The following is a 25,537-nucleotide window of genomic DNA, read 5'->3' on the forward strand; positions in this document are numbered from 1 at the left end:
ACAACGTGAACACGCCGCTACTAGACCACAGGCAGATGAACGTTTCGTGACGCTGCCCGGCATTAGTCGGACTCCGTGCCATGCCGGAGTAACTCGGGCACAATCGCATGGCAACAATGAACGCTTGATGACAAGAGGGCAGGATGTCTGATCGGGAAGTAGAACGGGGTTCCGGCGTGGCGGTGTGGCGCCAGATCGGCGAGGCGCTGGCGGAGGACATTCGCAACAAGCTGTACCAGCCCGGCGAGCAGCTGCCGCCGGAGCCGGAGCTGGCGACACGATTCGCCGTGAACCGGCACACCATCCGGCGCGCCATGGGTGAGCTGGAGCTGAGCGGACTGGTGCGCATCGAGCAGGGCCGCGGCACCTTCGTGCAGGAGCATGCGATCGACTATGCGATCGGCCGGCGCACGCGCTTTTCGCAGAACCTGGCCGCGCAGGGCATGCGCGGGCATACGGAGATCATCGGCTGCCAGGAGCTGCGCGCGCCGGAGATCGCACGCCACCTGGGCCTGGCGCGTACTGCGACGGTGCTGCACGTGCAGATGCTCGGGCGGGCCGAGGCCCGCACCATCGACGTTGCCGAGCACTATTTCGATCCGAAGCGCTTCCCCGGCATCGACGAGGTGTTGCGCGCGCAGCAATCGGTGTCGCGCGCGCTCGCGCAGTTCGGCATCGCGGACTACACCCGCAAGTGGTCGCGCATTACCGCCGCGATGCCGAGCGCCCCGGTGGCACGGCTGCTGAACCAGCCCAAGACGCGCCCGGTGCTGCAGGTGGAGGCGCTCAACGTCGATATCGACGGCGCGCCGGTGCAGTACAGCGTAACGCGCTTTGCCGGGGATTGGGTGCAGCTGACGGTTTCGGACACCGACTGACGTTGCCCGGACGCCGCGCGCATTGGTCTAGACATCTGCTTGTCATTTGCCGGCGCTAACGTCCCGTCCATGCATACGATCATTCCAACCCAAGCGCCGCAACTGAGCGGCATCACGGGGCGCCGCGTGCTCGGTGCAGCGGGCCTGGGGCCGGCTACACTAGGCTGGCGCGATGGCACGGTGGTGCAGCATGCGCCTGCATCCGGCTTATGGATCGACGCGGGCGACCTGCTGGTGCTGCCTGGCATCGTCGATATCCATGGCGACGCTTTCGAGCGCGCGGTCATGCCGCGACCGGGCGTCAGTTTCCCTTACGCGGGTGCGCTGCTCGACGTGGACCGCCAGCTGCTGGCAAACGGCATCACCACCGAGTTCCATGGGGTGACCCTGTCATGGGAGGGCGGGCTGCGCGGCGAAGCATATGCGCTGCGCATGTTCGAAGCGCTCGCGCAGCTACGCCCCGTGCTGGGCGCCGAGCACAAGGTGCATCTGCGCTTCGAGGCATTCCACCTCGCCGGCATCGATACGGCGCTGGCCTGGATCGCCGACAGGCGCATTGGTCTGCTCGCCATCAACGACCACTTGCCGATGATGGCGCGCCGCATGGCCGACGAAGGCAAGCTGCGCCAATACGCCGAACGCGCCGAGTGCGACGTCGAGACCTTCCGCCGGCGCCTGCGTGCGGCCAGCGCCAATGCGCAGGAAGTGCCGGAGGCGATGGCGCGCCTGATCGCCGCGGCGCGCGCGGCAGGGCTGCCGGTGGCTTCGCATGACGACCCGGACGTGGCCACGCGCCAGCACTACCACAGCCGCGGCTGCCGTATCGCCGAGTTTCCGCTGACCGTCGACGCCGCCACGCTGGCGCGCCAGCTGGGCGACGACATCGTGTTCGGCGCACCCAACGTGGTGCGCGGCACCAGCCACACCGGCGCACCCAACGCGACCGAGATGGTCGCCGCCGGCCTGTGCACGGTGCTCGCTTCCGACTATTACTACCCGGCGCCGCTGCAGGCGGCGCTGCGCCTGGCGCAACTGTGCGTGCTCGAATTGCAGGGTGCGTGGCACCTCGTGTCGCGCAACCCTGCGCGCGCCGCCGGACTGCGCGACCGCGGCACGCTCGCCGCGGGCCTGCGTGCCGACGCGATCCTGGTCGACGACCGGCAGCCCGGCGCGCCGCGCGTCTGCGCCACCATCGTCAATGGCGAACTGAAGCATGCCGCAGCGATGCCGCCGCTGGTCGATCTTGCCGACGCCGGTACACTGGCGGCATGACCATGCACGCACACCGTTACGCGATCTACCTGGCGCCGGGCGAGCCGCTCCGTACCTTCGGCAGCCAGTGGCTCGGCCGCAATGCCGATTCCGGCGCCGCCGCGCCCATGCCGCCCGGCTTCACAGCGCCGCCGTCCGAGTGGGTGCGGGCGCCGGCCCACTATGGCCTGCATGCCACGCTGAAGCCGCCGTTCCGGCTTGCCGAGGGCACCGACGCCGCGCAGCTCGACGCCGCCGCCCGTGCTTTTGCGCGCGGCCGCGCAGCGTTCGACACGCCGCTGGCGTTGCGCTCGCTGCGGGGCTTTGTCGCATGGTGCCTGGCCGAAGCGTCGCCGCCGATGCAGGCGTTGGCCGATGCCAGCGTGGTGGCATTCGAGCGCTTCCGGGCGCCGCCGGCCCCGGCCGAACTGGCCCGACGCGTGCCGGAGCAGCTGAGCGCGGCACAGCGCAAGATGCTCGATGCGTGGGGCTATCCGTATGTGTTCGAGACCTTTGTCTTCCACATCACGCTGACGGGCATGCTCGATGCCGCCAGCGAGGCCGCCGCGCTGGCACGGCTGTCGGCGGATAGCGGCAAGCTGCTGGAAACGCCGCTGCATGTCGATGGCATCAGTGTGTTCGTGCAGCCGCAGGCGGGCGACGCCTTTATCGTCGGGCGCCACTATGGCTTCGATGGCGGTATCGATGATGGCGCCGGTGCGGCGTACCTGGACGCATGAATACGGGAATCAAGACTGACGGCAGTGGCCTGTTCTACGTAATGGGGCCGTCCGGCAGCGGCAAGGATTCGCTGCTGCGCGCGCTGCGCGAGCGCTTGGGTCCAGAGGATCGCGTCGTGGTGGCGCATCGCTATATCACGCGCGAGGCCGATGCCAACGAAGCGTCGGTGGCCCTTAGTCCCGATGAGTTCCGGCGCCGCCAGGCGCTTGGGTGCCTGGCGCTGAACTGGCACAGCCATGGGCTGCACTATGGCATTGGCGTCGAGATCGAGCAGTGGCTCGCCGCAGGGCTGACGGTGATCGTCAATGGATCGCGGGAGTACCTGCCGCAGGCGGTGGCGCGCTATCCGAAGCTTTGCGCGATCCATGTACGGGTCAAGCCAGAGGTGCTGGCTGCGCGGCTGCGTCAGCGTGGGCGCGAGTCAGAAGACGCCATCGCGCGGCGGCTGGTGCGTGCTGGGCAGGCGTTTGATGTTCCGGATGGGTGTTCGTTGGTGGAGATTGATAACAGTGGGGCGTTGGGGGCATCGGCGGAGGTTTTGGCGCGGGTGGTGGGGGTTGGGGGGGATTAGCAGGGGTTTTGGGACTGGGGTCGCTGTTGGTGACATGCTGTTGGCCGTTGAAGCGTTGGGGTCGCGGCTGGTGACATGCTGTCGGCCGTTGAAGCGCCTGGTTCCGCCCTCCTGGGCGGGTCACTTTTTGGCCGAGCGCCAAAAAGTAACCAAAAAGCGCGTCGCCTGCGGCTGGCTGAGCCAATTTGGCGCTTCCGGTTATATGGGCGGCGTTGGTCTCAGTGAGGCGTGGTCGCGATGCCAGCCTGCTACGCCAGGTGAGTGAATGTCGGTGCCTGACGAATCCCCACTTTTGAACCATCCCCAGGACGGGCGTAGGCCGCCTGCTACCTGCGGCATCGCATCATCGCCTACGGCTGCGCTGCGCGCGGCTCAGGCTCGCGGGTGGGGTGCCCTGGCACGAACCCGCATCGCTTCGCTCGCTGGGCGGCGACGGCAATGGCCAGGGCGAGATCGGCGCTCAGCCACCTTAGGGCCCGCGCGTAGCGCAGCCGAAGGCGTCCCACCGATACGGCATGCAGCAGGCGGCCTACGGCCGGCATGGGGATCGTCCAATAGTGGGTCGACGCAGCCACTATCCCTGACGAATCCCGACTATTGAACCATCCCCAGGACGGGCGTAGGCCGCCTGCTGCCGGCGTCAACGCGGGGACGCCTTCGGCTGCGCTGCGCGCGGCTCAGTCTCGCGGGTGAGGTGCCCTGGCACGGACCTGCGTCGCTGCGCTCGCAGGGGCGCTGTTGGTGACCAAATCCAAATCGGCCGCTCTGTCACCTTGGGCCCGCGCATAGCGCAGCCGAAGGCGTCCCACCGATATGGCATGCAGCAGGCGGCCTACGCCCGGCATGGGGATCGTTCAATAGTGGGTCGACGCAGCCACTATCCCAAACTCACCTGGCGTAGCAGGTTCGAACCACTACCCACATCGGCCGGAAATCACCACCGCCCGAACGACCCACGCCGATGAATTGATAGCCAGCCGCTCAGGCGACGCGTTTTTTGGTTACTTTTTGGCGCTCGGCCAAAAAGTGACCCGCCCAGCAGGGCGGAACCAGGCGCTTCAACGGCCGACATCATGTCACCAGCCGCGACACCTAAGCTTCAACGGCCGACAGCATGTCACCAGCCGCGACACCTAAGCTTCAACGGCCGACAGCATGTCATCAGCAGCGACACCTAAGCTTCAACGGCCGACAGCATGTCATCAACAGCGACACCTAAGCGTCAAAGCCCGACAGCATGTCACCAACAGCGACAGCCCCGCCTCAAAGCCCAACACTAAAACTAACCCCATGCTCAATAAACCCAAGCCCCCGATAAAACCGATGCGCCTGCAGCCTCCGCGCATTCGATGACAACGCCAGCTTCGCAGCCCCAGCCTCCCGCGCCAGCCGCATGGCCTCCCGCATCATCGCCTTGCCAACGCCCATGCCGCGCGCATGCGGCGCGACCACGACGGCTTCGACGATCGCCTCGGGCCGTCCATCATGAACCATCACAGGAAACACCAGCAGGCTGAACGTGCCAAGCGGTATCCCGTCAGCCCCCACCATCATGTAGCAACGATAATCCGGATAGCGCCGCATGGTCGCATACCGCTCGCGCATCGTCTCCAGCGACAACGGTGGCTCGCCATCCATGGCGGAGAGCAGCGCCGACAGGTGCCGCAGCTCGGCATCGGAACCGCGCACCTCGCGCAGCGCCAGCACGGCTTCGGCCGTGTCCTGCAATCCGTTCATACCATTCACGAGGGGGCGTGCGCGCAGCGCGCGGCGATAGCGAGGTAGTGTGCCAGCGGCGGCGTGGCCAGGTCGACAACCTTGGCCAGGTCGACAACCTTGGCCAGGTCGTCGTAGCGGCGCAGGCGCACCGCGGCGTCGGCATGGGCGCTGGCGGCGAACGCCTCGGCGCCGGCCGCGTCATAGGGCCCGCCCTGCAGCGCCAGGCTCTGCACTGAGGCGGGCGACAGGGTGTCGAAGTAGGCGCGATCGACCGCGCACAGGTAGCGCTTGGCGGCGACGTGCAGCCGCACGGGCTCGGTAACATGCTCGCCAAACAGCGCCGCAAGCGCGTCGGCGGCGGCCTCCTGGTGGCGCATGTCGGTGGTGGTGCTTTCGGCGAGCATCAGGTGGCCGATGTCGTGCAGCAGGGCCGCTACGACCAGCGTATCGGGCTCGCCGGCCTGTTCGGCCAGTTGCGCGCACTGCAGCGCATGGGCGGTCTGGCTGATGGACTCGCCGCCATACCATTCGGTGCCATGGCTGGCGAAGAGGGCTTCGATGCGTTCGATCGTCAGCGAGTCGCTCACACCAGCACCTTGCGAATCTGCGCCGAAATAATGTCGATGCTCGACACAAACAGGATGATGATGATCATCACCGCGCAGGTCTGCCCATACTGGAAGCTGCGGATGATTTCCCACAGCACGGAGCCGATGCCGCCGGCGCCGACAATGCCCACCACCGAAGCCGAACGCACGTTCGACTCGAAGCGGTACAGCGCAAACGACAGCCACAGCGGCAGCACCTGCGGAATCACGCCGTAGACGATCTCTTCGACCGGGCCGGCGCCGGTGGCGCGCACGCCTTCGACCGGGCGCGGGTCGATCGCCTCGACCGCCTCCGCAAACAGCTTGGCCAATACGCCGGTAGTGTGGATCCAGATTGCCAGCACGCCAGCGAACGGTCCCAGGCCGACGGCGACGATGAACAGCATCGCGAACACCATCTCGTTGATGGCCCGGCAGGCATCCATGACGCGGCGCGCCGGCTGGTAGACCCACGCGGGCACAATATTGGCCGAGCACAGCAGCCCCAGCGGCACCGCCATCGCGACTGCCATGGCGGTACCCCACAGCGCGATCTGCACGGTGACGAGCATCTCGTCCAGGTAGTGGCGCCAGTCGCGGAAATCGGGCGGGAAGAATTCGGCGGCGAATTTCGCCATGTTGTCGGAATCGCGCAGCAGGTCCAGCGGGCGCATGTCGGCGCCTTGCCAGGACAGGCCGAGCAAGGCCAGCACGACCGCCCAGGTCAGCGTCATGGCAAGGGACGTGCGCGGCGGCCTGGCGGGGTTTTGGGACGACGGGGGCAGGCCGGGCGTGGCGGTGGCGGTCATGGGCAATCCGGTTTGAAGCAGGGAATGTGGGGACGGCACAGGGCCGGCGCCAGGCCGGCCCTGCAAGGCGCAGCTTACTGCGCGGAGGTGGCCGCGGCGGCCTTGTCCAGCTCGGCCAGTCGGCGCGAGACGTCGGCCAGGCGCTTGTCCTTGTCGGCAGCGGCCAGCGTGGTGTCGGTCTCGATCTTGGCCTTCTCCCGGGCCAGCTCGATCTGGCGGATCGGCACCAGCTGCGCGTCGGTGGAGGGGCGGAAACCCTGGTACGTCAGCGCGGCCAGCACCTGCTTCTCGCGTGCGGCGTCGGTGCCCTTGCCGTAGTTGACGAAGAAGGTCTGGATCTTCTTCTTCAGCTCGGGCGACAGGTCCTTGCGGTAGACCATCGGATCGGCCGGGATCAGCGGCGACTTCCACAGCACGCGTACCTGGTCAAACGGATTCTTGCCCGTGTTGATGCGGTAGCGCCCCATGTTTTCGGTGTTGTTCACCGCCACGTCGACCTGCTTGTTCAGCACCGACAGCAGGTTGGCTTCGTGGTTGCCGATGCGCACGGCCTTGAACAGCGTCTTCGGGTCGACCTTGTTGGCGGTCCACAGGTAGTAGCCCGGCACCGCGGTGCCCGAGGTCGAGTTGGGGTCGCCGGCGCCGTAGCTCAGCTCCTTGCCGCGCTTGATCACGTCCTCGACGCTCTTCAGGTCGCTGTCCTTGTTGACGATCAGCAGCGACCAGTAACCCGGGTTGCCGTCCTTGTCGATCACCGAGGCAAAGACCTCGCCATTGGCGCGGTCCACGGCTTCCATCGCGGACTTGTTGCCGAACCAGGCGATCTGGACCTTGTTGAAGCGCATGCCTTCGATGATGCCGGCATAGTCCGAGGCGAAGAACGGCTTGACCGTCACGCCCAGCGTCTTGCTGAGATCGTCGATCAGCGGCTGCCAGGCTGCCTTCAGGTTTGACGACGACTCCGTCGAGATAAAGCCGATGTTCAGGCTCTTGGCGTCCTGGGCAAATGCGGACAGGGACGGCAGGGCGACCAGGCCGGAAGCGACGACGGCGACAAAGGTTCTGCGAAGCATGGACAACTCCGATTGGGAAAGCTTGGGAAAGACTGCGGGAAGGGGCGGGAAGGGGCGGCGCTCAGGCGGCCGCCAGGTTCATGGTGACCATCGCGGGCGCGGGCATTGCCGCGGCGCGTTCGTCGGCATCCGTTGCGGCATCATGCAGCAGCTCGTCGGCCTCGGTGCCGTACAGGTCGCGCAGCATGGCCGACGTCAGCGCCGCCGAGGGACCGTCATAGACCACCTTGCCGTGGCGCAGCGCCACCACGCGCGGGCAGTAGCGCATGGCCACGTCCACCTGGTGCAGCGATACCACCACCGCCACCTTGCGCGTGCGGTTGATCTGGGTGAGCAGCGACATCACGCGGCGCGACGACTCCGGGTCGAGCGAGGCGATCGGTTCGTCGGCCAGGATCACGCGCGCGTTCTGCACCAGCGTGCGCGCAATCGCCGCGCGTTGCTGCTGGCCGCCCGACAGCGTCGAGGCGCGCTGAAACGCATAGTCGTCTATACCAACCTGGGCGAGTGCATCGAGCCCGGCACGCAGTTCATCGGCCTTGAAGATGCGGAACAGGCTGCGCCATTTCGGGATGCGGGCCAGCATGCCGACCAGCACATTGGTGATCACCGGCAACCGGCCCACCAGGTTGAACTGCTGGAAGACGAAGCCGATTTCGCCGCGCACCTGGCGCACGTTGCGGGCCAGGCGGCCATTGCGCTGCACCGGGCGGCCGTTGACCAGGATCTCGCCGGCATCGGCGGTGACAAAGCCGGCCATGTGGCGCAGCAGCGTAGACTTGCCCGATCCCGAGGCGCCCAGCAGTGCAACCATTTCGCCGGGGGCAACGCTAAGCGTGACCTCGTCAAGCGCCTTGCGGTCCGCGCGGAACGATTTGGAAAGCCCGCGGACTTCAATTGTGTGGGTCATGACGACTCCGTGGCTTGAATGACGTCACGGATTCTGGCGGGCGTATATGTCAGACAGATGAACGCCGGACCACCCGTGCTACAAGCCGCCGAGGGCGTTCACGGTGAACGCCAGGATCCCCATGTTGAACAGGAACGCGGCCATGCAGTGCGCCAGCACCACCCTGCGCATATGCGCGCCGTGAATGGTGATGTCCGACGTCTGGAACGTCATGCCCAGCGTGAAACTGAAATACAGGAAGTCCCAGTAGCCGGGTTCCCGCACGCCGGGCACTTCCAGTCCGCGCCGGTCGCCGGTGGGCGACTGCAGGTAGAAGAGATGCGCATAGTGCAGCGTGAAGACAGTATTGGCGAAGAGCCAGGACAGGACCAGCGTGGCGACGATCAGCGCGACGTCGAGCCAGTGCGGCGTCCCGGGGCGCGCGACCAGCGTGCCGATCGCCACCAGGATGACCATCGACAGCAGCACGGTGATTGCCAGCAATGCGGGCCGGTTGGCGTCGTTGTGTTCTGCGGTGCGCCGCATCGTAGCGGCATCGGCGCGCAACAGCGGCAGCGCGGCGCCAAGGAAGACCAGCGCGGCGAAATCGAAGCCGATCAGCAGCGCGATGCGCAGCTGCGCGCCGAGTGCTGCCGCCGCGCCGGTCGCGACGATCAGGATGGCGCCGCACACCAGGAAGCGCGGCGGCGCAAGTCGTTTGCCGATGGCAATGAAGGGTGTCGTGTGCATGGCTGAGGCTACTGTCTTTCATGGGCGCAGGCTGCCGGCGCTGCGCGGGCGCGGCGGGAATTCGCATACCGACTAACCGGTCGGACATTGCCGCCGCATCTCCATGTTGCACCGCGGCGCGAGCGCCGACTGGCAGGGCAATGTGAGGATAATGCAGCGGCTCTTCGTTCTGCATCCGGCATTGAACAGTCCCGGGTGACCGACTAAGATGGACTTTCGCGGCGCGAACGGTAAGCGTCGCCAGCCAATCTAGGCGCCCCGGAAAACAGGGTCTGCACCACCAGACCGGACCACAGAGGGCGCTAGCGCAGTCCCGTTGCAACACACTACCCATGTTTGCCGAGGAGACGCCTGTGCTGAGTCATCACGAGTTTGCCACCCTGGTCCTTGTCAACGACAGCAGCGACCCGCCCGAGCTGGACCGGACCGATGTGGAAGCGCTGCTCGCGCACCAGCTGATAACGCTCGAACGGGTCGGGCCCAGTGTCAGCCGGCCGCAGGTCACGCTCCAGGGTTACCGTTTCCTCAAGGCGCTTGGGCGCATCCGGGCGAAAGAGCCGCGCGCCTGCCGGTAAGCTCTGCCATGCGCGGCTTGCCGCCGCTGCGTGCCTGCCAGTCCCTCGAAGTCATCCCTGCATTCGGTTCTGCCATATGGTCCGTTCGGGAAATCCGGATAGCCAGCCGTAGCCTTGTGCTGCAATCTGGCGCCGATCGATAACCGACCGGCGCACAGGTGCCGGCAGCATGGAGACGGCAACGATGGTGACGCAAGCAGTGCAGGGCAAGGGTTGGCAATGGATGGTGGTCGGAGCGCTGGGCCTTGCGCTCGCCGGCGGGACGCAGGCTGCGGATGCCTTTCCGTCGAAGCCGATCACGCTGGTGGTGCCGTTCTCCGCAGGCGGACCCACCGATGTCGTGTCGCGGGCACTCGGCCAGGCGATGGCCAGGGACCTGGGCCAGAGCGTGGTGGTGGAAAACCGCCTGGGCGCCGGCGGGACCGTCGCGGCGGCGTTCGTGGCGCGCGCGCAGCCTGATGGCTACACCATCCTGATCCATCACAACGGCATGGCCACCGCGCCGGCGCTGTACAAGAAGCTGTCCTACAGTCCGCTGAAGGATTTCGAATATATCGGCCAGGTTGCCGATGTGCCGATGACGTTGCTCGGCCGCAAGGACCTGCCGCCCGCCAACGCGGCTGAACTGGTGAAGTACGTAGCGCAGAACAAGGACAAGGTGTCGCTGGCCAATGCCGGCCTCGGCGCGGTGTCGCAGTTGTGCGGCCTGTTGTTCGAGGAAGCGGTGCACGTCAAGATGACGGCTGTCCCTTACCAGGGAACGGGTCCCGCGATGACTGCCCTGCTGGGCGGCCAGGTCGACCTGCTGTGCGACCAGACCACCTCGACGCTGCCGCATATCAACGCCAACCGCGTCAAGCTGTATGGCGTGACCACACCCAACCGCATCAAGGCGCTGCCTAATGCGCCGACGCTGCAGGAGGGCGGGTTGAAGGGCTTTTCGATGAAGGTCTGGCATGGCGTGTACGCGCCCAAGGGCACGCCGCCGACCGTGGTGGCGCGGCTGACCAAGGCATTGCAGCAGGCGCTGAAGGATCCGGTGGTGGCCAAGCGCCTCGATGACCTGGGCGCCGAGATCGTGCCCGCCGACAAGCAGACGCCGGAGGGGCTGAAGACCTGGCTCAAGGCCGAAAGCGACAAGTGGCAGCCGCTGCTGAAGACCATGAAGGTCGAGGCCGACTGAGCGCGCGCGAACATCGAACTCGACTGACGGGGGGCAGTGCCGGCCGCGCGCGCCGGCACGCCTCCCGGGATGCTCCAGGCGTATTAACATGGGAATGAGCGGAGGCGGCTGCTGCCCGCGCTGATGACGTCCACGCCACGGTCTTCCGCGCGATGGGAGAAAGACATGGCAACTTACGAGTTCAAGGACAAGGATCTCCAGTTCCTGGCCCAGGGTGCTGACTCCTGTTTTGCGTCTCCTGACACGGCTTTCGTTGAATGCGCGGACGGACATCCGGCATTCATGGTGACATGGCCGGAGAGCGGATCGACGATGATGAGCCTCAAGGTGCAGATCCGGGCAAGCCAGTACGCCAGTTACCTGACGGATCCGTTCAGGGGACGGGAAGTCCTGCGCAAGGCTGTCGAAGATCGCCTTGCGCTGATCCACACCGTGAAAAGCGGAGTGCTGCTGGCTCCCGATATCTAGGGAACACCCAACAAAAAAGCACCTTCTGCAGGTGCTCGGCGCTTTCCGCCCTTTCAGCCTTTTCAGCCACCAGGGGGCGTCCGAACCGGGTCAGCAACTCATGATCCGGCTCGGACCTGCAGGCGTATTTCGCCTGCACGATCACGCTTCAACCAGCAAACCATCCAGGAAACATGATCGTTTCGCTGACCTGCCTTCGCCTTGTCAAAGCGCCTCTCAGCCAGCAGGTTGATTATAGCGCGGCCGACGAACAGGTCAACGTGAATCCGGCTGTGCCGCCGCGCGCAGCCTGATCCACTCTGCCAAGGGGCGCAGGCTTTGGGCCGGCGATGCGCCTATGCATGCAGTTCCACGACGTCCCGATCGGCGACCGGATGATCGGCGCCCACCTGCTGCCCGCTGAACTTGCCGCTCCCCCAGATGCGGGCGAATTTGAACGTACGCGCGAGATCCGGGTGCACCCGCAGGGCGACATCCAGTACGGTGTCGCCGCGGCGCATCGTAAACGGCCGACTCTGCTCGACGGGTTTCCCGGGGGCCTTGGTGTAAACACGCACAATGCCCAGGGCCCTGAAAAGAAACGGACCGATTTCGGCCAGTCCTTGTCCGCGGGTTGCCGAGGTTGCGAGCGCCGGAAAATGTACGCCGAGCAGGTCTTCGAGCACGGCCGCGTCGTCGGGGCTGGCGAGATCGGCCTTGTTGGCCAGCAGCAGTGCAGGGAGGTGGACACTGAACGGGTCAGGCGCCGACGCCGGCGATGCGGCCGATGCGGCAGGGCTGTCCGCCTCGCCCGGCCAGCGCTCCGACAGGTTGATCCTGGCTTCGGCGAGTCGCCGGAGAATCAGCGCCAGCTGTTCCGTACAGTCGGGCGCACTCAGGTCGACCACGAGCAGCACGCCGTCTGTCACCCGCACCATGTCGGTGATCCCGGGTTGCATGAATTCGGCTGAGACAGGTGGCAGGTCCACGAGCTGGAATGCAATGTCCTCGAACGGCAACATGGCGGGGACCGGAAACTGGGTTGGGTGAGGATAGGGCCCGGCCTCGCTGCCCGATCCTGTCAGCTGCGCATGCAGGCTGGATTTTCCCGCGCCGGACGGGCCGATCAGGCAGAGCTGGGCCGCGCCTTCGGCATGCACCGCATGTGACGGCCCCTTGCGAGCCGCCTTCCCGTGGCCCGCGGATTCGTGGGTCAGTTCCCTGATCCGCGATTTGATATCGGCTTGCAGGCGCTCCGTCCCCTTGTGCTTGGGAATGACACGGAGCATCTCCTTCAGGCACTCGAGCTGCTCACGCGGCTGGCGCGCCAGCCGATAGGCCTGCTCGGCCTGTTTGTACTCGGGAGAGAGGTTTGCTGGCATGGGCCGTCAGCGCTGCACCACTGGGCTACGTTCCGATGTGCACGGGAATCCGGCGCCGCCCGAAGTGATGCTCGAAATGCCCGAAGCAACCGGCAACCGGCTCAAAGCAGTCGGGGCAGGTTCCGGTTGGCGTGAGGCGATAGCTCTCGATCGCATGCCAGTCGCGCACGATCAGCGGTGCGCGGCAGGCGGGGCAGTAGGTGGTTGCGCCTTCCCTGTCGTGGACGTTGCCGGTGTACACGTAACGCAGCCCCTCATCGATCGCGAGCTTGCGGGCATGCGCCAGCGTGGAGAACGGCGTCGGCGGCACGTCGCGCATCTTGTAGTCGGGATGAAACCCCGTAAAGTGCAGCGGGACGTCGGTGCCAAGTTCCCTCGCGATCCACCGGGCCTCCGCGCGGATTTCCTCATCGCTGTCGTTCTTGCCGGGAATCAGCAGGGTTGTGATCTCGAACCAGACTTTGGTCGCGTGCTTCAGGTACAGGAGCGTATCCAGCACAGGCTGCAGATGTGCACCCGTGAATGCAACATAGAACGCGTCGGTAAAGCCCTTCAGGTCGACGTTTGCCGCGTCCATCCGGCCATAGAAATCGCGTCGTGCCTGCTCGCCGATATACCCGGCGGTTACCGCCACCGCCATGATGCCCAGTTCGCGGCAGGCATCGGCAACGTCCATCGCGTATTCGGCGAAAATCACCGGGTCGTTATAGGTGAAAGCCACGCTCTTGCAGTCATGGGCCGCCGCCGCTTCGGCAATGGCTTCGGGCATGGCTGCCACGGCCAGTGTCTCCATTTCACGCGATTTGCTGATGTCCCAGTTCTGGCAGAACTTGCAGGCCAGGTTGCAGCCTGCCGTGCCGAACGACAGGACGGCGCTGCCCGGGTAGAAGTGGTGGAGCGGCTTCTTTTCGATCGGGTCGATACAGAAGCCGGATGAGCGGCCATAGGCGGTCAGCAGCATCCGGCCGCCAACCCGCTGACGCACGAAGCAGGCGCCGCGCTGCTCGTCATGCAGGCGGCAATGGCGCGGACACAGGTCGCATTGCATGCGGCCGTCGTCCAGGAAATGCCAGTAGCGACCAGGATATGTTGCCGGAGAGGGGTTTTCGCTTGCCGTCATGGCATGTTTCTCCTGAAGCGCGCTTTCAGGCGGTTCGGGTACCGTCATGTCCCTTCCTCCAGGATGCGGCGCCGCTTCAGCCTAAGCAAGACGCCATACACGGCCAGCGCTGCGATCACGTGCTTGAGCGTGTGCCCGCTGACCAGTCCCGTCAGCGCGGCGATCTGGTGGTCCAGTACATCGCAAACCAGGGCCAGCGCATAGCCGCCGGTGATGGCCAGCACATCCCGGTCGCCAGTGTAGCGCGGTGCATAGAGGCAGAGCAGTAGCGGCACCACCAGCATGGCGCAGGCCTGGACCAGGAGGTAAGGGCGCAGGTCTCCGCTGCCGCGGGCTTCGCTCCATGCCCAGTAGCCGACGCTGGCCGGCCCCGCGATCAGCAGCAGCGGCAGCAGCCGCAAGCCGGCCTTCAGGCTGGCGCGCTCGCACACGTTGGCGCCCAGCCAGGCCATCAGCGCGAGCGCCAGCGGTGCCCGGTCCCACACCAGCCGCTGGTTGTCCGGGGCCAGGTGGTAGTAACCCGAGCCCAGCCCCACGAGGAAGACGGCGAGAAAAAGCACCCGGTAAGGCCAGGCCTCAACGGGTGCGATAAAAGCTCGGCTGGAGGCGCTCGCACCGAGATAGCGCAGGCCGGCCGCGCCCGCGAGCAGGAACAGCAGGTTCGAGCCAATGTCGAGGCAGTGGGGCGTGCCGAAGCAGGCGTAAGGATCGGCAAAACGATGATACTGCGGCGGCTGCGCGATGCGCGGCAGCAGCCAGGCCCCGGCGGCCATGGCCGCCACCAGCAGCCAGACCGCGGCAGCCCTGGCGGCAGCGGGGGCTTGCCGGCAGGCGCGCATTAGCAGGCTCCTCAGTGCAGCACGTAGAGAGTCTGCTGCCCCTCGGCATAGAGCGCCATGGCGATCTTCAGAATCTCATCGCGATGCCGGTCAAAGGAGGCCAGCACCCCGGCTTCGTCGGAACAGGGCGCGGAGTCGAAACTCAGCAGTACGCGGTCGTCCACAAGGAAGCTAATTTCGCGTGCGTTGTCATAACCCCAGAACCACACGCCATGCCTGGATGCATCATAGCTGCGGCTGGGGTTGGGGAAGGCAAGTGCCATACAAGTTGCGTGTCATGTGCCGCGTCTGTGCGGCCAACCGATTTATGTCTTCTTCTTGGCGACACCTTCGTTTCCGACCCTCGAATGAACCATGCTGAACGGGGTTGCCGGCACTGGCGGCTTCTTGGGCTGCTTGGGTTTTTTCGGTTCGCGAGTGCTGCGTAGTTGACTCTTTGCCATGATTGCTCCTGGTGCGTTGCTTGCCAAGATGGCAGTTCCAGCATACGCGCGCAGAAGCTCTAACCAAATGATTTTCATCACGGCCGCACGAAAAAGGCATGCGGGCAAAGGTTAGAGGTCCGCACCTCGCTTCGAGGCTGTGACATTGCGCTCAGTCCGCACACCGCTGGATGAACTGCGAAATGGCCGGCAGGATGGATTGCCGGAATCCCTGGCCGGCGAACGTCCCGTAGTGACCCACGCCGTCAACGACCAGGTGCGCTCTGCGGTCATTGGCAATGCCTGTGCAGAGTGCGTGGGCCGCTTCGGTCTGGCCCCGGCCGGTGATGTCGTCCTCGCTGCCTTCGATGGTCAGCAGTGACACGTTCGTGATGGCCTCGGGGCAGACGCGGCGCTGGCCAACCTCCATGCAGCCGCGGCACAGGTGATGCTCCAGGAAAACCTTCCGGATGGTTTCCAGGTAGTACTCGGCCGGCACGTCGAGCACGGCGTTGTACTCGTCATAGAACTGGCGATGCCTGGCGGCCTCGTGCTGCCTGCCATCGACCAGGTGGCGGTAATAGTCAAGGTGCGCGCCGGCGTGGCGTGCGACGTTCATCGAGACGAAGCCAGCAAGCTGCAGGAAGCCGGGATAAACCTTGCGCCCCCGTCCCGGGTAACTGTCGGGTACGCGTTCGATGACATTCGACTCGAACCATGGCAGCGAATATTTTTGCGCGAACCGGTTGACCGCCGTCGGGCTGACGCGGGTGTCGATCGGCGCGGCGATCAGCGTCATGGAGCACGGTTGGGCGTGCTCGTTGTCCTCCGCCATCTGGGCGGCCGCACAGAGCACCGGAACCCCTGGCTGGCATACCGCCACGATATGCGTGCCGGCGCCGAGGTATCGCATGAACTGCTTGAGGTAATCGACGTAATTGCCAAGGTCAAAGCCGCCCGCATCGAGCGGGACCAGGCGCGCGTCGGCCCAGTCGGTAATGTAGACATCATGCCCGGGCAGCAAGGCTTCGACCGTCGGGCGCAGCAGCGTGGCGTAGTGGCCCGAGAGCGGCGCCACCAGCAGCACGCGGGGACCGGGGCTTGGCATGTCCTTCCTGAAATGCAGCAGCCGGCAGAAGGGCGCCTCGATCAGCACGGTCTCGGTAACCGGCACCTGTTGACCGCACACGATGACCTCGTCGATGGCGAAGCGAGGCTTCCCGTAGGACCTGGTCAGCCGGGTAAACAAATCAAGCGCGGCACCGGCCTCGCGCATCCCGGGCAGCCACGCGATGGACTCGCCCCAGAAATCGACGGCACGCTGACCCGCTTCGATCATGGCCCCGAGCGGCCCGACCGACTGCAGCGTGAGTTCACGCAGAGCATAGAGCGCCATGGCAATCCCTGCCTTCCGAAAATATGGTTGCCGCGTTGATCCAAGGCCGGGTCCGGCAAACCGGGCCTCTTGCTGGCGCGATGCCGCGATCGCTTCAGCGCACAGGGTGCGCCGGACAGCTGCAGGAGCGACGTCGCTCAAGGCAAAGCGGCGGACGGCAGGCTTGTAACGCAGGTCGGCAGGCGGTAGGCGGGCGTTGAAGCGCCGTGGTGAGGCGCTGGGCACGGCCGAAGTGCCGTCGGTGACGAATTGCCTGAGCGCGGATAGCGGGCGTCTTGCCGGGACGGCTGTTCCGGCTGCTGTGGCCGGATGCGAGCGTGCCGCTCAGGCCGCACGCGAATCGATTGGAATGCTGCATGACGTCCCCACTGCTCAGGGCTACCGACCTTGCAAAGTCGGCGGAACAACATGCAATCAAGTTACGTCATTTACATTCAGTAACACATTCGATGAAACCCTACTGCAACGCCTTGCATACGGTTTTTCGCCGAAAGTGACTGACGTGGCATGGTTTGTCGAAGCCGTCCGTGCCAGGGCACTTGCGAAGTGATGCTTGATTCCCGGCGCGCCGCTGCAAAAGGCACCGGCACCAGAGCAATTTGTAAATCTTTGCAAGCGGCGGGCGTGCTGTCGCCGGAGCAGTCACACATGATCCATGTTGCCCCCGGGCCAGGCGCCCTCGAGCACCAGCCGCTTCGGGCAATCCTTTCGCGATCCGCCAGGCGCGAGAAGGCTGCTCTGGTGTGGGTCATCTTGAAAGCGTGCCTTCCGGGCTCCCGCCCGCGGCCTGCGCCACTTCGATCAGTTCATCGATCAGCGCCTTCGCGCACCCGGGCAAGCCGTCCAGCTCGCGCACGATCACCGCGCGCTCGCGTACCGCCCAGGCCTCGGGCAACTCGATGATGTCGATCTTCATGGTCTGGCGATGCCGCAATGCGGCCGACAACGGCACCACACCGATGCCGACGCCGGCTTCGATCATCCGGCACATCGCTTCGAAGCTGCGGATCTGGATGCGGATCTGCAGCTTGCGGCGCTGGTCGCGCACGAGTTCGGTCAGGAACGCATGCAGCGTGCTGCCTTCATGCAGGCTGACATGCTCGTATTCGAGCGTGTCGTCGAAGGTGACGTTCTTCTTCCGCGTCAGCGGATGTCCCACCGGCGTGGCCAGCACCAGCTTGTCGGTGCTGAAGTGGATGACCTCCAGCCCTTCCGCATTGAGCGGTCCGGAGATGATGCCAAGGTCCGCGCTGCCGTCCAGTATCCCGCGGATGATGTCCCGCGTCAGGCGTTCCTGCAGGTCAACGGTGACGGCAGGGCGCTCCGCCATGAAGCGGGCCAGCACCTCGGGCATGAACTCGGTGACCGCCGTCGTGTTGGCAAAGATGCGGATATGGCCGACCGAGTCTTTCGAATATTCCTCGAACTCGCTGCGCACGTGCTCGAACTGGCGTTCGATCACGCGTGTATGCCGCAGCAGGCGCTCGCCGGCCGGGGTCAGGGCCAGGCCCTTGCTTTCGCGGTAGAAAAGCCGGGTGCCGAGCTGGTCTTCCAGCGCCTTGAGTCGCGCGCTGGCCGCCGCGGGCGACAGAAATGCCTTTCTCGCCCCGCGCGACAGGTTCTCTTCTTCGGCGATGCGCGCAAACAGCCTCAGGTCGGCAAAATCAAAATGCATGGGGGCTCCTTGGGCGTAACTTTATCAAGGTGCCGCATGGAGCGTAAACCGTTGCCGGGCACGCCAGGGCGGTGCTTTCGGCGTGGGTGAACGGCTGCTTCGAGAAAACGAGATTTACGGGCCATGCCGGGGCTGCGAGACTTGCAGCGAAGCGGCTGGCGATGCGACTAGCGAAGCGGGCCGCCAACCGGATCCCCGCCGTTCGTGCCGCGATGGCAGTGCGAGCGCAATCTTCACGAAAAGGCTGCTATGCGTCCCCTTGATGGCATTACCGTGGTTTCACTGGAGCATGCGATTGCTGCGCCGTTCTGTACCCGCCAGCTGGCAGACCTGGGTGCACGCGTTATCAAGATCGAGCGGCCGAAGGTCGGCGACTTCGCGCGCGGCTACGACGAGCGCGTCGACGGCATGTCGTCGCACTTCGCCTGGACCAACCGCTCGAAGGAAAGCCTGGCGCTGGACCTGAAGCATCCGGAAGCGCCGGCAATCCTGCAGAAGATCCTGGACCAGGCCGATGTGCTGGTGCAGAACCTGGCACCGGGTGCCGCCGACCGGCTGGGCCTGTCCTACGAAGTGCTGTCGCAGCGCTATCCCGGCATCGTCGTCTGCGATATCTCCGGCTATGGCAACGACGGCCCGTACCGCGACAAGAAGGCCTATGACCTGCTGATCCAGGCCGAGTCCGGTTTCGTCTCGATCACCGGCACGCCGGAGAGCCCGTCCAAGGCGGGCTGCTCGATCGCGGATATCGCGGCCGGCATGTATGCCTACACCAATATCCTGGCGGCGCTGCTGCAGCGCGGCAATACCGGGAAGGGCGCGCATATCGATGTGTCGATGCTGGAAAGCATGGCCGAGTGGATGAGCTTCCCGCTGTACTACGCCTTCGACGGCGCCACGCCGCCGCCGCGCGCCGGCGCCTCGCATGCCACCATCTTCCCATATGGGCCGTTCACCGCCGGCGACGGCAAGACCATCATCCTGGGCCTGCAGAACGAGCGCGAATGGGAGGCCTTCTGCCGTGTCGTGCTGGAGCGGCCGGAACTCAGCACCGACGAGCGCTTCGTCACCAACTCCCTGCGCTCGAAGAGCCGGGTCGAGCTGACGCAGGTAATCACCGAGGTCTTCGCCGCCTTGACGATCGACGACGTGGTCGAGCGGCTGGAGCGCGCGCAGATCGCCAACGCGCGCATGAACGACATGCGCGACCTGTGGAACCATCCGCAGCTCAAGGCACGCGAGCGCTGGACCTCGGTCCGGTCCCCGGTCGGGGTGATCCCCGCGATGCTGCCGCCGGGCCTGTCGAATGCCTTCGAGCCGCGCATGGATGCCATCCCCGCGCTGGGCGAGCACAGCGAAGCGATCCTGCGCGAGCTCGGCTACAGCGGCGACGACGTCGCGCGACTGCATGCGGAGGGCGCGATCTAGTCCGCGCCGGTTCCTTCCGCCTGTTTTTCTGTATTTGCCATCTTCCCGCCACTAGCCGGCGGGAGACAGGCGCTCGCCTGTCGCCAGCAGAGTTTCCATGACAACCACCGCTATCGCCCGCAGAGTTTCCATGACAACTACCGCTATCGCCCGCTCGTATCTGTTCGTCCCGGCCAACCGCCCCGAACGTTTTGCCAAGGCTCACGCCTCGGGCGCCGACCGGGTCATCCTCGATCTCGAGGATGCCGTATCGGAAGAAGACAAGGACCGGGCCCGGCACCTGCTCGCCGACTACCTGGCGGCAGGCGGCACCGGCCTGGTACGCATCAACGCTACGCAGACACGCCGGTTCGAGGACGACGTGCGCGCCTGCCTGAAGCCTGGCGTGCAGGGCGTCGTGTTGCCGAAGGCGGAGAGTGCCGCGCAGATCGCGCAGGTGACCCGGCACCTGCCACCGGCGATCAAGGTGCTGCCTCTGATCGAGACTGCCGCCGGCATGGCCAGCGTGGCGGAGATCGCCGCGGCGCCGGGTGTGGAGCGCCTGATCTTCGGCACCGTGGACTTCCGCACGGAGCTGGGTATCGAGGGCGACGACCAGGAGCTACTGTTCTTCCGCTCCATGCTCGTGCTGGCTTCAAGGACCGCGGGCATTGCACCGCCGGTGGACGGGGTGACGGTCTCCATTGCCGATGCCGATGAGCTCCGCGCCGCCAGCACACGCGGCCGGCGGCTGGGATTCGGCGCCAAGCTCTGCATCCATCCGTCGCAGGTGGATGCGGTGAACACTGCATATCGCCCGTCGGAAGCGCAGCTGGCATGGGCCGCGCGTGTGATCGAGGGCGCAAGGTCGAGTCCCGGTGCCTTCCAGCTCGATGGCGAGATGGTCGACGCCCCTGTGATCGCGCGCGCGGCCGACCTGCTGCGCCAGGCGGGCCGCGCCGGCTGAAGACTGCTTTCCGCGCGGGCGAATGGCTCGTTCCGAACTTTCGAATTGGAGCGCAGCGCCGCAGCGCGCATAGTGGAACCCACGCAATCAACACCAGAGAGATGTGATGGACGTTGTGAAGTTGAAGGAATGGATCGGCAGGACCACTGAGAGCCAGGACGAGATCACTGCCTATCCCGTAAAGGCCCTGGCGGCAACGCTGGACTATGAGAACCCCGTAACGGTCCGCGGCACGGCCATCGCGCCGCTCTGGCACTGGCTGTACTTCCTGCCGCTGCACCGCCAGTCCGAGCTGGGTTCGGACGGCCATGCCAGCCGTGGCGGCTTCCTGCCGCCGGTGCCGCTGCCGCGCCGCATGTGGGCCGGTGGCCGGCTCTGGTTCCACCAGCCGCTGCGCGTCGGCGATGCGGCCTCCAAGGTGTCGCGCATCCTCGATGTGAGCGCCAAGACCGGCCGCACCGGGTCGCTCGCCTTTGTCACGGTCGAGCACAAGTACTCGGGCCCCGATGGCCTGGCGGTCACGGAGGAGCATGACATCGTCTACCGCGAGAACGCCTCGCCCAACGCGCCCGCACCGGAACCGGTCCCGGCGCCGACGGACGAGGAGTGGGTCCAGGAGGTGGCGACCGACCCCGTGCTGCTGTTCCGCTTCTCCGCGCTGACCTTCAACGGCCATCGCATCCACTACGACAAGCAATACGTGACCGCGGTCGAGCACTACCCGGACCTGATCGTCCACGGCCCGCTGCAGGCGATGCTGCTGATGGAACTGGTGCGCAATAACCTGCCCGATGCGGTGGTCAGGCGCTTCTCTTTCCGCGGTGTCCGGCCCACCTTCGTGCCGCAACGCATTTACGTCTGCGGCAAGCGCAGCCAGGACGGCAAGTCCGTCGAGCTGTGGATCCGCCATGAAGACGGCGCCCTCGCGATGAGCGCGTCGGCAGAACTGAACTAACCCCCAAGGCAAGTTGGAGGCAAGGCTGTGCAGAACCGAATCGATGAATACCAGGAAATCCGTGAAGCCGTGCGCGACCTGTGCGGGCAGTTCTCGTCGGAGTACTTCCGCAAGGTTGACGAAGTGCGGGGCTATCCCGAGGAATTCGTCAATGCACTGACCGCGGCCGGCTGGCTGGCCGCGCTGATCCCGGAAGAGTATGGCGGTTCGGGCCTGGGCCTGACGCAGGCCTCCGTGATCATGGAGGAAATCAACCGTGCCGGCGGCAACTCGGGCGCCTGCCACGGCCAGATGTACAACATGGGCACGCTGCTGCGCCACGGCTCGGCCGAGCAGAAGAAGCTGTACCTGCCCAGGATCGCCAGCGGCGAACTGCGCCTGCAGTCGATGGCCGTGACGGAGCCGACCACGGGCACCGACACGACAAAGATCAAGACCACCGCCGTGCGCAAGGGCGACAAGTACGTCGTCAACGGCCAGAAAGTGTGGATCTCGCGCGTGCAGCATTCGGACCTGATGATCCTGCTGGCGCGCACCACGCCGCTGGCCGAGTGCACGAAGAAGTCGGAAGGCATGTCGATCTTCGTCGTCGACCTGCGCGAAGCGATCGGCAAGGGACTGACCGTCCAGCCGATCCTCAACATGGTCAACCACGAGACCAACGAGCTGTTCTTCGACAATCTTGAGATTCCGGCCGAGAACCTGATCGGCGAGGAAGGCAAGGGCTTCAAGTACATTCTCGACGGCCTTAACGCCGAGCGCACGCTGATCGCTGCCGAGTGCATTGGCGACGGCTACTGGTTTATCGACAAGGTGACCAAGTACGTCAACGAGCGCGTGGTGTTCGGCCGCCCGATCGGGCAGAACCAGGGCGTGCAGTTCCCGATCGCCAGGGCCTTCGTCAACGTCGAGGCTGCCAACCTGATGCGCTTCAAGGCGGCAAAGTTGTTCGACGCGCACCAGCCGTGCGGTGCCGAAGCCAATATGGCCAAGATGCTGGCGGCGGATGCGTCGTGGGAAGCGGCCAATGCCTGCCTGCAGTACCACGGCGGCTTTGGCTTCGCGGCGGAGTATGACGTCGAGCGCAAGTTCCGCGAGACGCGCCTGTACCAGGTGGCGCCGATTTCGACGAACCTGATTCTTTCGTACGTGGGCGAGCATATCCTGGGGATGCCGCGCTCGTTCTGAGGCGATTACGCGCGAGCGCTGGTGCTTGCCACCACCCCGGCGCAAACGCTCCCTTCTCCCGCGCGCGGGGCCTCGCTGGGCCGGCGCTCGCACGCTGATGGATTTCATCCGCCTGCACCTCGAACGGCCGGCCGAAAACAGGGGGCGGCGCAGCTTGCAGGCGCCCTCCTGAGGGCCATTCCCTACATCCGGTACACCAGCCCCACCCAGACGCTGCGCGGCGCCCCCGGCGCCACGAACAATGCCGTCGCGGCATCGCCTGGCGCCACGTGCGGCTGCACCAGGCTGCCGCCGGGAAAGACGTTGTTCGCCACCTGCCCATAGGTCTCGTAGCGCCGGTCGAACAGGTTCGCCACGCGCGCATAGACCTCGAAGCGCTTGTTGACCTTGTACGTCGCGCGCAGGTTGACGGTGGCGTAGCCAGGCAAATGCCAGTCGGCGGTTTTGGGCGGCTGGCCTGGTTGCGTATCCCCGCGCAGGCCGTCCTCGTTGCCGCTGGCGACGCTGCCGGACACGGCGACCAGGTCGGCGCCGAGCGTCAGCCCGGCCAGCGGCTGCCAGTCGGCGCCAAGCTTGAGCGTGTGGCGCGGCAGGCCGGCCATGCGCATGCCGGGCTGGATCTCGATGGTGCGTTCGCCGACCGCCAGCTGGCCTGCCGCCTGGTAGGTGGCCTGCAGGTAGCTGTAGGCCAGCCGCAGCGTAACGTCGCCAACCCGCTGGCGCGCGCTCAGGTCGAGCCCCTGGTTGCGGGTGCGGTCGAAGTTGGCGAAATAGCCGAGCCGGGTGTCGGGCGCGCGCAGGAAGAGGATGTCGTCGTGGTTGTCGATGCGGTAGAGCGTGGCGGTGACCTCGGTGTCCTTGCCGGGGCGCCAGCGCACGCCGGCTTCATAGGCGTGCGAGACCACCTGCTTCAGGTAGGGATCGGCCTGCAGCCCGGCCGGCAGGCGGCACGGGCGCGCGGGGTCGGCGCAGCCGAGTTCGAGCACCGTGGGCACGCGGTTGTTCTGCGCGTAGCCGCCGAAAACCGTGACGCCGCCGCCCAGCTTCTGCACCAGCCCCAGCGCGGGATTGAGGCGGCGGTAAGTAAAGTTCTCGCGCGGCTGCTCGCTGCCGTCGCTGTTGCGCAGCGTATTGCTGACGGTGGCGAGATTCCACCGCGCCGACGCCGTCAGGAAGGTGCTGGGTGTCAGCGACCAGGTGTCGGCCAGGTAGGCGCCGAAGGTGCGCGCGTTGCCGCTGACGCCGGAGAACAGCGCATTCGGCTCCGCCGGGTCGGCCACGGCGCCGCGGTCCGCGGTAAACGTGCCGGGCTGCTCGAACTGGGAATAGGTCAGGCGGCTGCGGTCCAGGCTGACGCCGGCGTTGAGCACGTGGCGATCGGTTTCCCGGGAGAGGCTGAGCGCCACGCCGACGGTCTGCTGCCGCATATGGGTGGTGTTGACCACGGCGGGATGCAGCGCGGCGCCTTCGGCGCGGGTCACGCCGCAGTCGCCGCTGCGCGGGCTGCCGTCGGCATTGAAGCCGTCCTCGCAGGCTTCCGCATATTCCTCGTAATCGGGATTGACGTCGCCATTGGTGGTGTCGCGGCGGCTGTTGCGCACGTAGGCGAGGGCGGCGGCGCTGGTCTTGTCGTCGAACCAGTGGCGGCCGTTGACGGCAACCTGGGTCACCTGGTTGCGGGTCTGGTCCGGGTAGGTATACACGGCGCGGCGGTTCGATTGATAAATATCGGGCAGCGTCGCGCTGCCGTCGGCCCGGTAGGACGGCACCAGCCCGTTGCCGGTCAGCGTGCTGCGGCCGTGCAGCAGCGAGACGTCGACGCTGTCCGTATCGCCCGCATAACCGGCCTTGGCGAACACGTTGCCGAGCCGCCCCGACGACTGGTCGCGCCAGCCGTGCTCCTGGAACAGCGTGCCGGCGGCGAAGGCGTGCCAGCCACTGTCGTTGCGCACGCCGCCGGAAAGGTCCGCGCGCTTGCGGCTGCCGCTGCCATAAGACAGGTCAGCGGTAAAGCCCGGAGAGTCCAGCCCGGAGCGGGTGGTCATAACCAGTGCGCCGCCCAGGCTGTTCAGGCCATAGGCCGGATTGCCGCTGGATACCAGCGATACGCTGGCGAGCGCGGCCTCCGGGATCATGTCCCAGCTGACCACGTCGCCAAAGGGCTCGTTGACGCGAATGCCGTCGAGATAGACCGAGAGCCCCTGCGGCACGCCGGGGATCGATGAGGCACGGAAGCCCCGGTAGGTGATGTCGCTCTGGAACGGGCTGCCCTGGATGTCGTTGACGTTGACGCCGGCCAGGTTGCGCGCCAGGTACTCGGTCAGGTTGCCGGCCCGGGTTCCGTCCAGCTCATCGCCGCGCACGGTCTGCACGGTGTAGGGCACCAGGTCGCTGGCGACGCCGATACCGGGCAGCGGCGCCGCGGCGACCACCAGTACTTCGGGCAGCACCGCGCTGTCCTGTTTTTGAGCAGCGCTGTCCAGTTGTGCAACAGCGGGACGCTGGAGCAGCAGCGCCGCTGCCATGGCGATGGCCGTGGCAGCGCAGCGGCGGCGGGCCGCGGCATGGCGGAAAGCCTGCCTTCGCGGGGCAGGGAACGGGCTGGCTGGCATCTTGCATCTCCTCGGGCGTACACGGCGCCGCCTGCATCGGGCGGCACCTGAAATCGAACTGGCTGAGGAGTGAGCAGGTTCCGTACCGCGGGCATCGGGAA

The 25,537-nt window shown here is 66.0% G+C and carries 24 protein-coding genes; 11 read left to right on the forward strand and 13 right to left on the reverse strand.

What is annotated here, in order from left to right; translation table 11 throughout:
- The first annotated feature begins 143 nt into the window (after window positions 1-143).
- From phnF to phnN, 4 genes are all read left to right on the forward strand, one after another.
- The gene (gene phnF / locus AC5WJ1_RS06910; RefSeq protein WP_135705092.1) at window positions 144-878 is read left to right on the forward strand and encodes a phosphonate metabolism transcriptional regulator PhnF; all 735 of its coding nucleotides are present in this window, start codon (window positions 144-146) and stop codon (window positions 876-878) included.
- Between the two features lie 69 nt (window positions 879-947).
- Window positions 948-2,150, forward strand: a complete 1,203-nt coding sequence (locus AC5WJ1_RS06915; protein WP_434034136.1) for an alpha-D-ribose 1-methylphosphonate 5-triphosphate diphosphatase — start codon at window positions 948-950, stop codon at window positions 2,148-2,150.
- Window positions 2,147-2,869: a DUF1045 domain-containing protein gene (locus AC5WJ1_RS06920; protein WP_494476445.1), complete on the forward strand. Its 723-nt coding sequence runs from the start codon at window positions 2,147-2,149 to the stop codon at window positions 2,867-2,869. Before AC5WJ1_RS06915 ends, AC5WJ1_RS06920 begins: the two co-directional genes overlap by 4 nt.
- A complete protein-coding gene (gene phnN, locus AC5WJ1_RS06925; RefSeq protein WP_135705095.1) occupies window positions 2,866-3,441 on the forward strand; it encodes a phosphonate metabolism protein/1,5-bisphosphokinase (PRPP-forming) PhnN in 576 nt (191 codons plus the stop codon). The genes AC5WJ1_RS06920 and phnN overlap by 4 nt, the downstream gene beginning before the upstream one ends.
- Before the next feature lie 1,263 nt (window positions 3,442-4,704).
- On the opposite strand, the gene AC5WJ1_RS06930 is transcribed toward phnN, so the two are convergent.
- The 6 genes from AC5WJ1_RS06930 to AC5WJ1_RS06955 all read right to left on the reverse strand — a co-directional run bounded on the left by AC5WJ1_RS06930 (window position 4,705) and on the right by AC5WJ1_RS06955 (window position 9,268).
- On the reverse strand, window positions 4,705-5,178 hold the full coding sequence (locus tag AC5WJ1_RS06930) for a GNAT family N-acetyltransferase (protein WP_494476446.1): 474 nt from the start codon (window positions 5,176-5,178) through the stop codon (window positions 4,705-4,707).
- 5 nt (window positions 5,179-5,183) lie between these two features.
- Window positions 5,184-5,747 (reverse strand): phosphonate degradation HD-domain oxygenase, encoded by a 564-nt coding sequence (locus AC5WJ1_RS06935; protein WP_494476447.1) that lies wholly within the window; start codon window positions 5,745-5,747, stop codon window positions 5,184-5,186.
- The gene (phnE, locus tag AC5WJ1_RS06940) at window positions 5,744-6,556 is read right to left on the reverse strand and encodes a phosphonate ABC transporter, permease protein PhnE (RefSeq protein WP_494476448.1); all 813 of its coding nucleotides are present in this window, start codon (window positions 6,554-6,556) and stop codon (window positions 5,744-5,746) included. The genes AC5WJ1_RS06935 and phnE overlap by 4 nt, the downstream gene beginning before the upstream one ends.
- Window positions 6,557-6,630: 74 nt before the next feature.
- A complete protein-coding gene (gene phnD / locus AC5WJ1_RS06945) occupies window positions 6,631-7,629 on the reverse strand; it encodes a phosphonate ABC transporter substrate-binding protein (RefSeq protein WP_494476449.1) in 999 nt (332 codons plus the stop codon).
- Window positions 7,630-7,690: 61 nt separating this feature from the next.
- Window positions 7,691-8,539 (reverse strand): phosphonate ABC transporter ATP-binding protein, encoded by an 849-nt coding sequence (gene phnC / locus AC5WJ1_RS06950; RefSeq protein ID WP_494476450.1) that lies wholly within the window; start codon window positions 8,537-8,539, stop codon window positions 7,691-7,693.
- 78 nt (window positions 8,540-8,617) lie between these two features.
- On the reverse strand, window positions 8,618-9,268 hold the full coding sequence (locus AC5WJ1_RS06955; RefSeq protein ID WP_133098301.1) for a DUF1345 domain-containing protein: 651 nt from the start codon (window positions 9,266-9,268) through the stop codon (window positions 8,618-8,620).
- Between the two features lie 332 nt (window positions 9,269-9,600).
- Between AC5WJ1_RS06955 and AC5WJ1_RS06960 the strand changes: the two genes are divergently transcribed.
- The 3 genes from AC5WJ1_RS06960 to AC5WJ1_RS06970 all read left to right on the forward strand — a co-directional run bounded on the left by AC5WJ1_RS06960 (window position 9,601) and on the right by AC5WJ1_RS06970 (window position 11,494).
- Complete coding sequence (locus AC5WJ1_RS06960) at window positions 9,601-9,843, forward strand: hypothetical protein (RefSeq protein WP_218959717.1); 243 nt, start codon at window positions 9,601-9,603, stop codon at window positions 9,841-9,843.
- A 223-nt stretch (window positions 9,844-10,066) separates the two neighbouring features.
- A complete protein-coding gene (locus AC5WJ1_RS06965; RefSeq protein WP_243737101.1) occupies window positions 10,067-11,026 on the forward strand; it encodes a tripartite tricarboxylate transporter substrate-binding protein in 960 nt (319 codons plus the stop codon).
- A gap of 165 nt (window positions 11,027-11,191) precedes the next feature.
- Complete coding sequence (locus AC5WJ1_RS06970) at window positions 11,192-11,494, forward strand: hypothetical protein (protein WP_133098303.1); 303 nt, start codon at window positions 11,192-11,194, stop codon at window positions 11,492-11,494.
- A gap of 335 nt (window positions 11,495-11,829) precedes the next feature.
- Here AC5WJ1_RS06970 and AC5WJ1_RS06975 read toward each other — a convergent pair whose 3' ends face one another.
- From AC5WJ1_RS06975 to AC5WJ1_RS07000, 6 genes are all read right to left on the reverse strand, one after another.
- A complete protein-coding gene (locus AC5WJ1_RS06975; protein WP_135705101.1) occupies window positions 11,830-12,855 on the reverse strand; it encodes a TGS domain-containing protein in 1,026 nt (341 codons plus the stop codon).
- A 25-nt stretch (window positions 12,856-12,880) separates the two neighbouring features.
- The gene (gene amrS / locus AC5WJ1_RS06980) at window positions 12,881-14,023 is read right to left on the reverse strand and encodes an AmmeMemoRadiSam system radical SAM enzyme (protein WP_240745952.1); all 1,143 of its coding nucleotides are present in this window, start codon (window positions 14,021-14,023) and stop codon (window positions 12,881-12,883) included.
- The gene (locus tag AC5WJ1_RS06985; RefSeq protein WP_494476451.1) at window positions 14,020-14,814 is read right to left on the reverse strand and encodes a hypothetical protein; all 795 of its coding nucleotides are present in this window, start codon (window positions 14,812-14,814) and stop codon (window positions 14,020-14,022) included. Before AC5WJ1_RS06985 ends, amrS begins: the two co-directional genes overlap by 4 nt.
- Before the next feature lie 11 nt (window positions 14,815-14,825).
- Entirely contained in the window at window positions 14,826-15,077 is a 252-nt protein-coding gene (locus tag AC5WJ1_RS06990; protein WP_133098306.1) for a DUF1488 family protein, read from the reverse strand.
- 331 nt (window positions 15,078-15,408) lie between these two features.
- A complete protein-coding gene (locus AC5WJ1_RS06995) occupies window positions 15,409-16,632 on the reverse strand; it encodes a polyhydroxyalkanoate depolymerase (RefSeq protein ID WP_195431346.1) in 1,224 nt (407 codons plus the stop codon).
- A gap of 748 nt (window positions 16,633-17,380) precedes the next feature.
- Complete coding sequence (locus AC5WJ1_RS07000) at window positions 17,381-18,307, reverse strand: LysR family transcriptional regulator (RefSeq protein WP_195431343.1); 927 nt, start codon at window positions 18,305-18,307, stop codon at window positions 17,381-17,383.
- Window positions 18,308-18,556: 249 nt separating this feature from the next.
- Between AC5WJ1_RS07000 and AC5WJ1_RS07005 the strand changes: the two genes are divergently transcribed.
- The 4 genes from AC5WJ1_RS07005 to AC5WJ1_RS07020 all read left to right on the forward strand — a co-directional run bounded on the left by AC5WJ1_RS07005 (window position 18,557) and on the right by AC5WJ1_RS07020 (window position 22,824).
- Entirely contained in the window at window positions 18,557-19,735 is a 1,179-nt protein-coding gene (locus tag AC5WJ1_RS07005; protein ID WP_195431340.1) for a CaiB/BaiF CoA transferase family protein, read from the forward strand.
- Between the two features lie 130 nt (window positions 19,736-19,865).
- Window positions 19,866-20,681, forward strand: coding sequence for an HpcH/HpaI aldolase/citrate lyase family protein (locus AC5WJ1_RS07010; protein WP_494476452.1), 816 nt, complete (start codon window positions 19,866-19,868; stop codon window positions 20,679-20,681).
- 106 nt (window positions 20,682-20,787) lie between these two features.
- The gene (locus AC5WJ1_RS07015) at window positions 20,788-21,636 is read left to right on the forward strand and encodes an HTD2 family dehydratase (protein ID WP_494476453.1); all 849 of its coding nucleotides are present in this window, start codon (window positions 20,788-20,790) and stop codon (window positions 21,634-21,636) included.
- A gap of 27 nt (window positions 21,637-21,663) precedes the next feature.
- Window positions 21,664-22,824, forward strand: coding sequence for an acyl-CoA dehydrogenase family protein (locus AC5WJ1_RS07020; protein WP_135705107.1), 1,161 nt, complete (start codon window positions 21,664-21,666; stop codon window positions 22,822-22,824).
- Window positions 22,825-23,006: 182 nt separating this feature from the next.
- On the opposite strand, the gene AC5WJ1_RS07025 is transcribed toward AC5WJ1_RS07020, so the two are convergent.
- Window positions 23,007-25,436 carry a TonB-dependent receptor gene (locus tag AC5WJ1_RS07025; RefSeq protein ID WP_494476454.1) on the reverse strand — a complete coding sequence of 810 codons (2,430 nt, stop codon included), beginning with the start codon at window positions 25,434-25,436 and terminating at the stop codon, window positions 23,007-23,009.
- Between the last annotated feature and the right edge of the window lie 101 nt (window positions 25,437-25,537).

Source organism: Cupriavidus sp. MEYA8 (assembly GCF_059278825.1).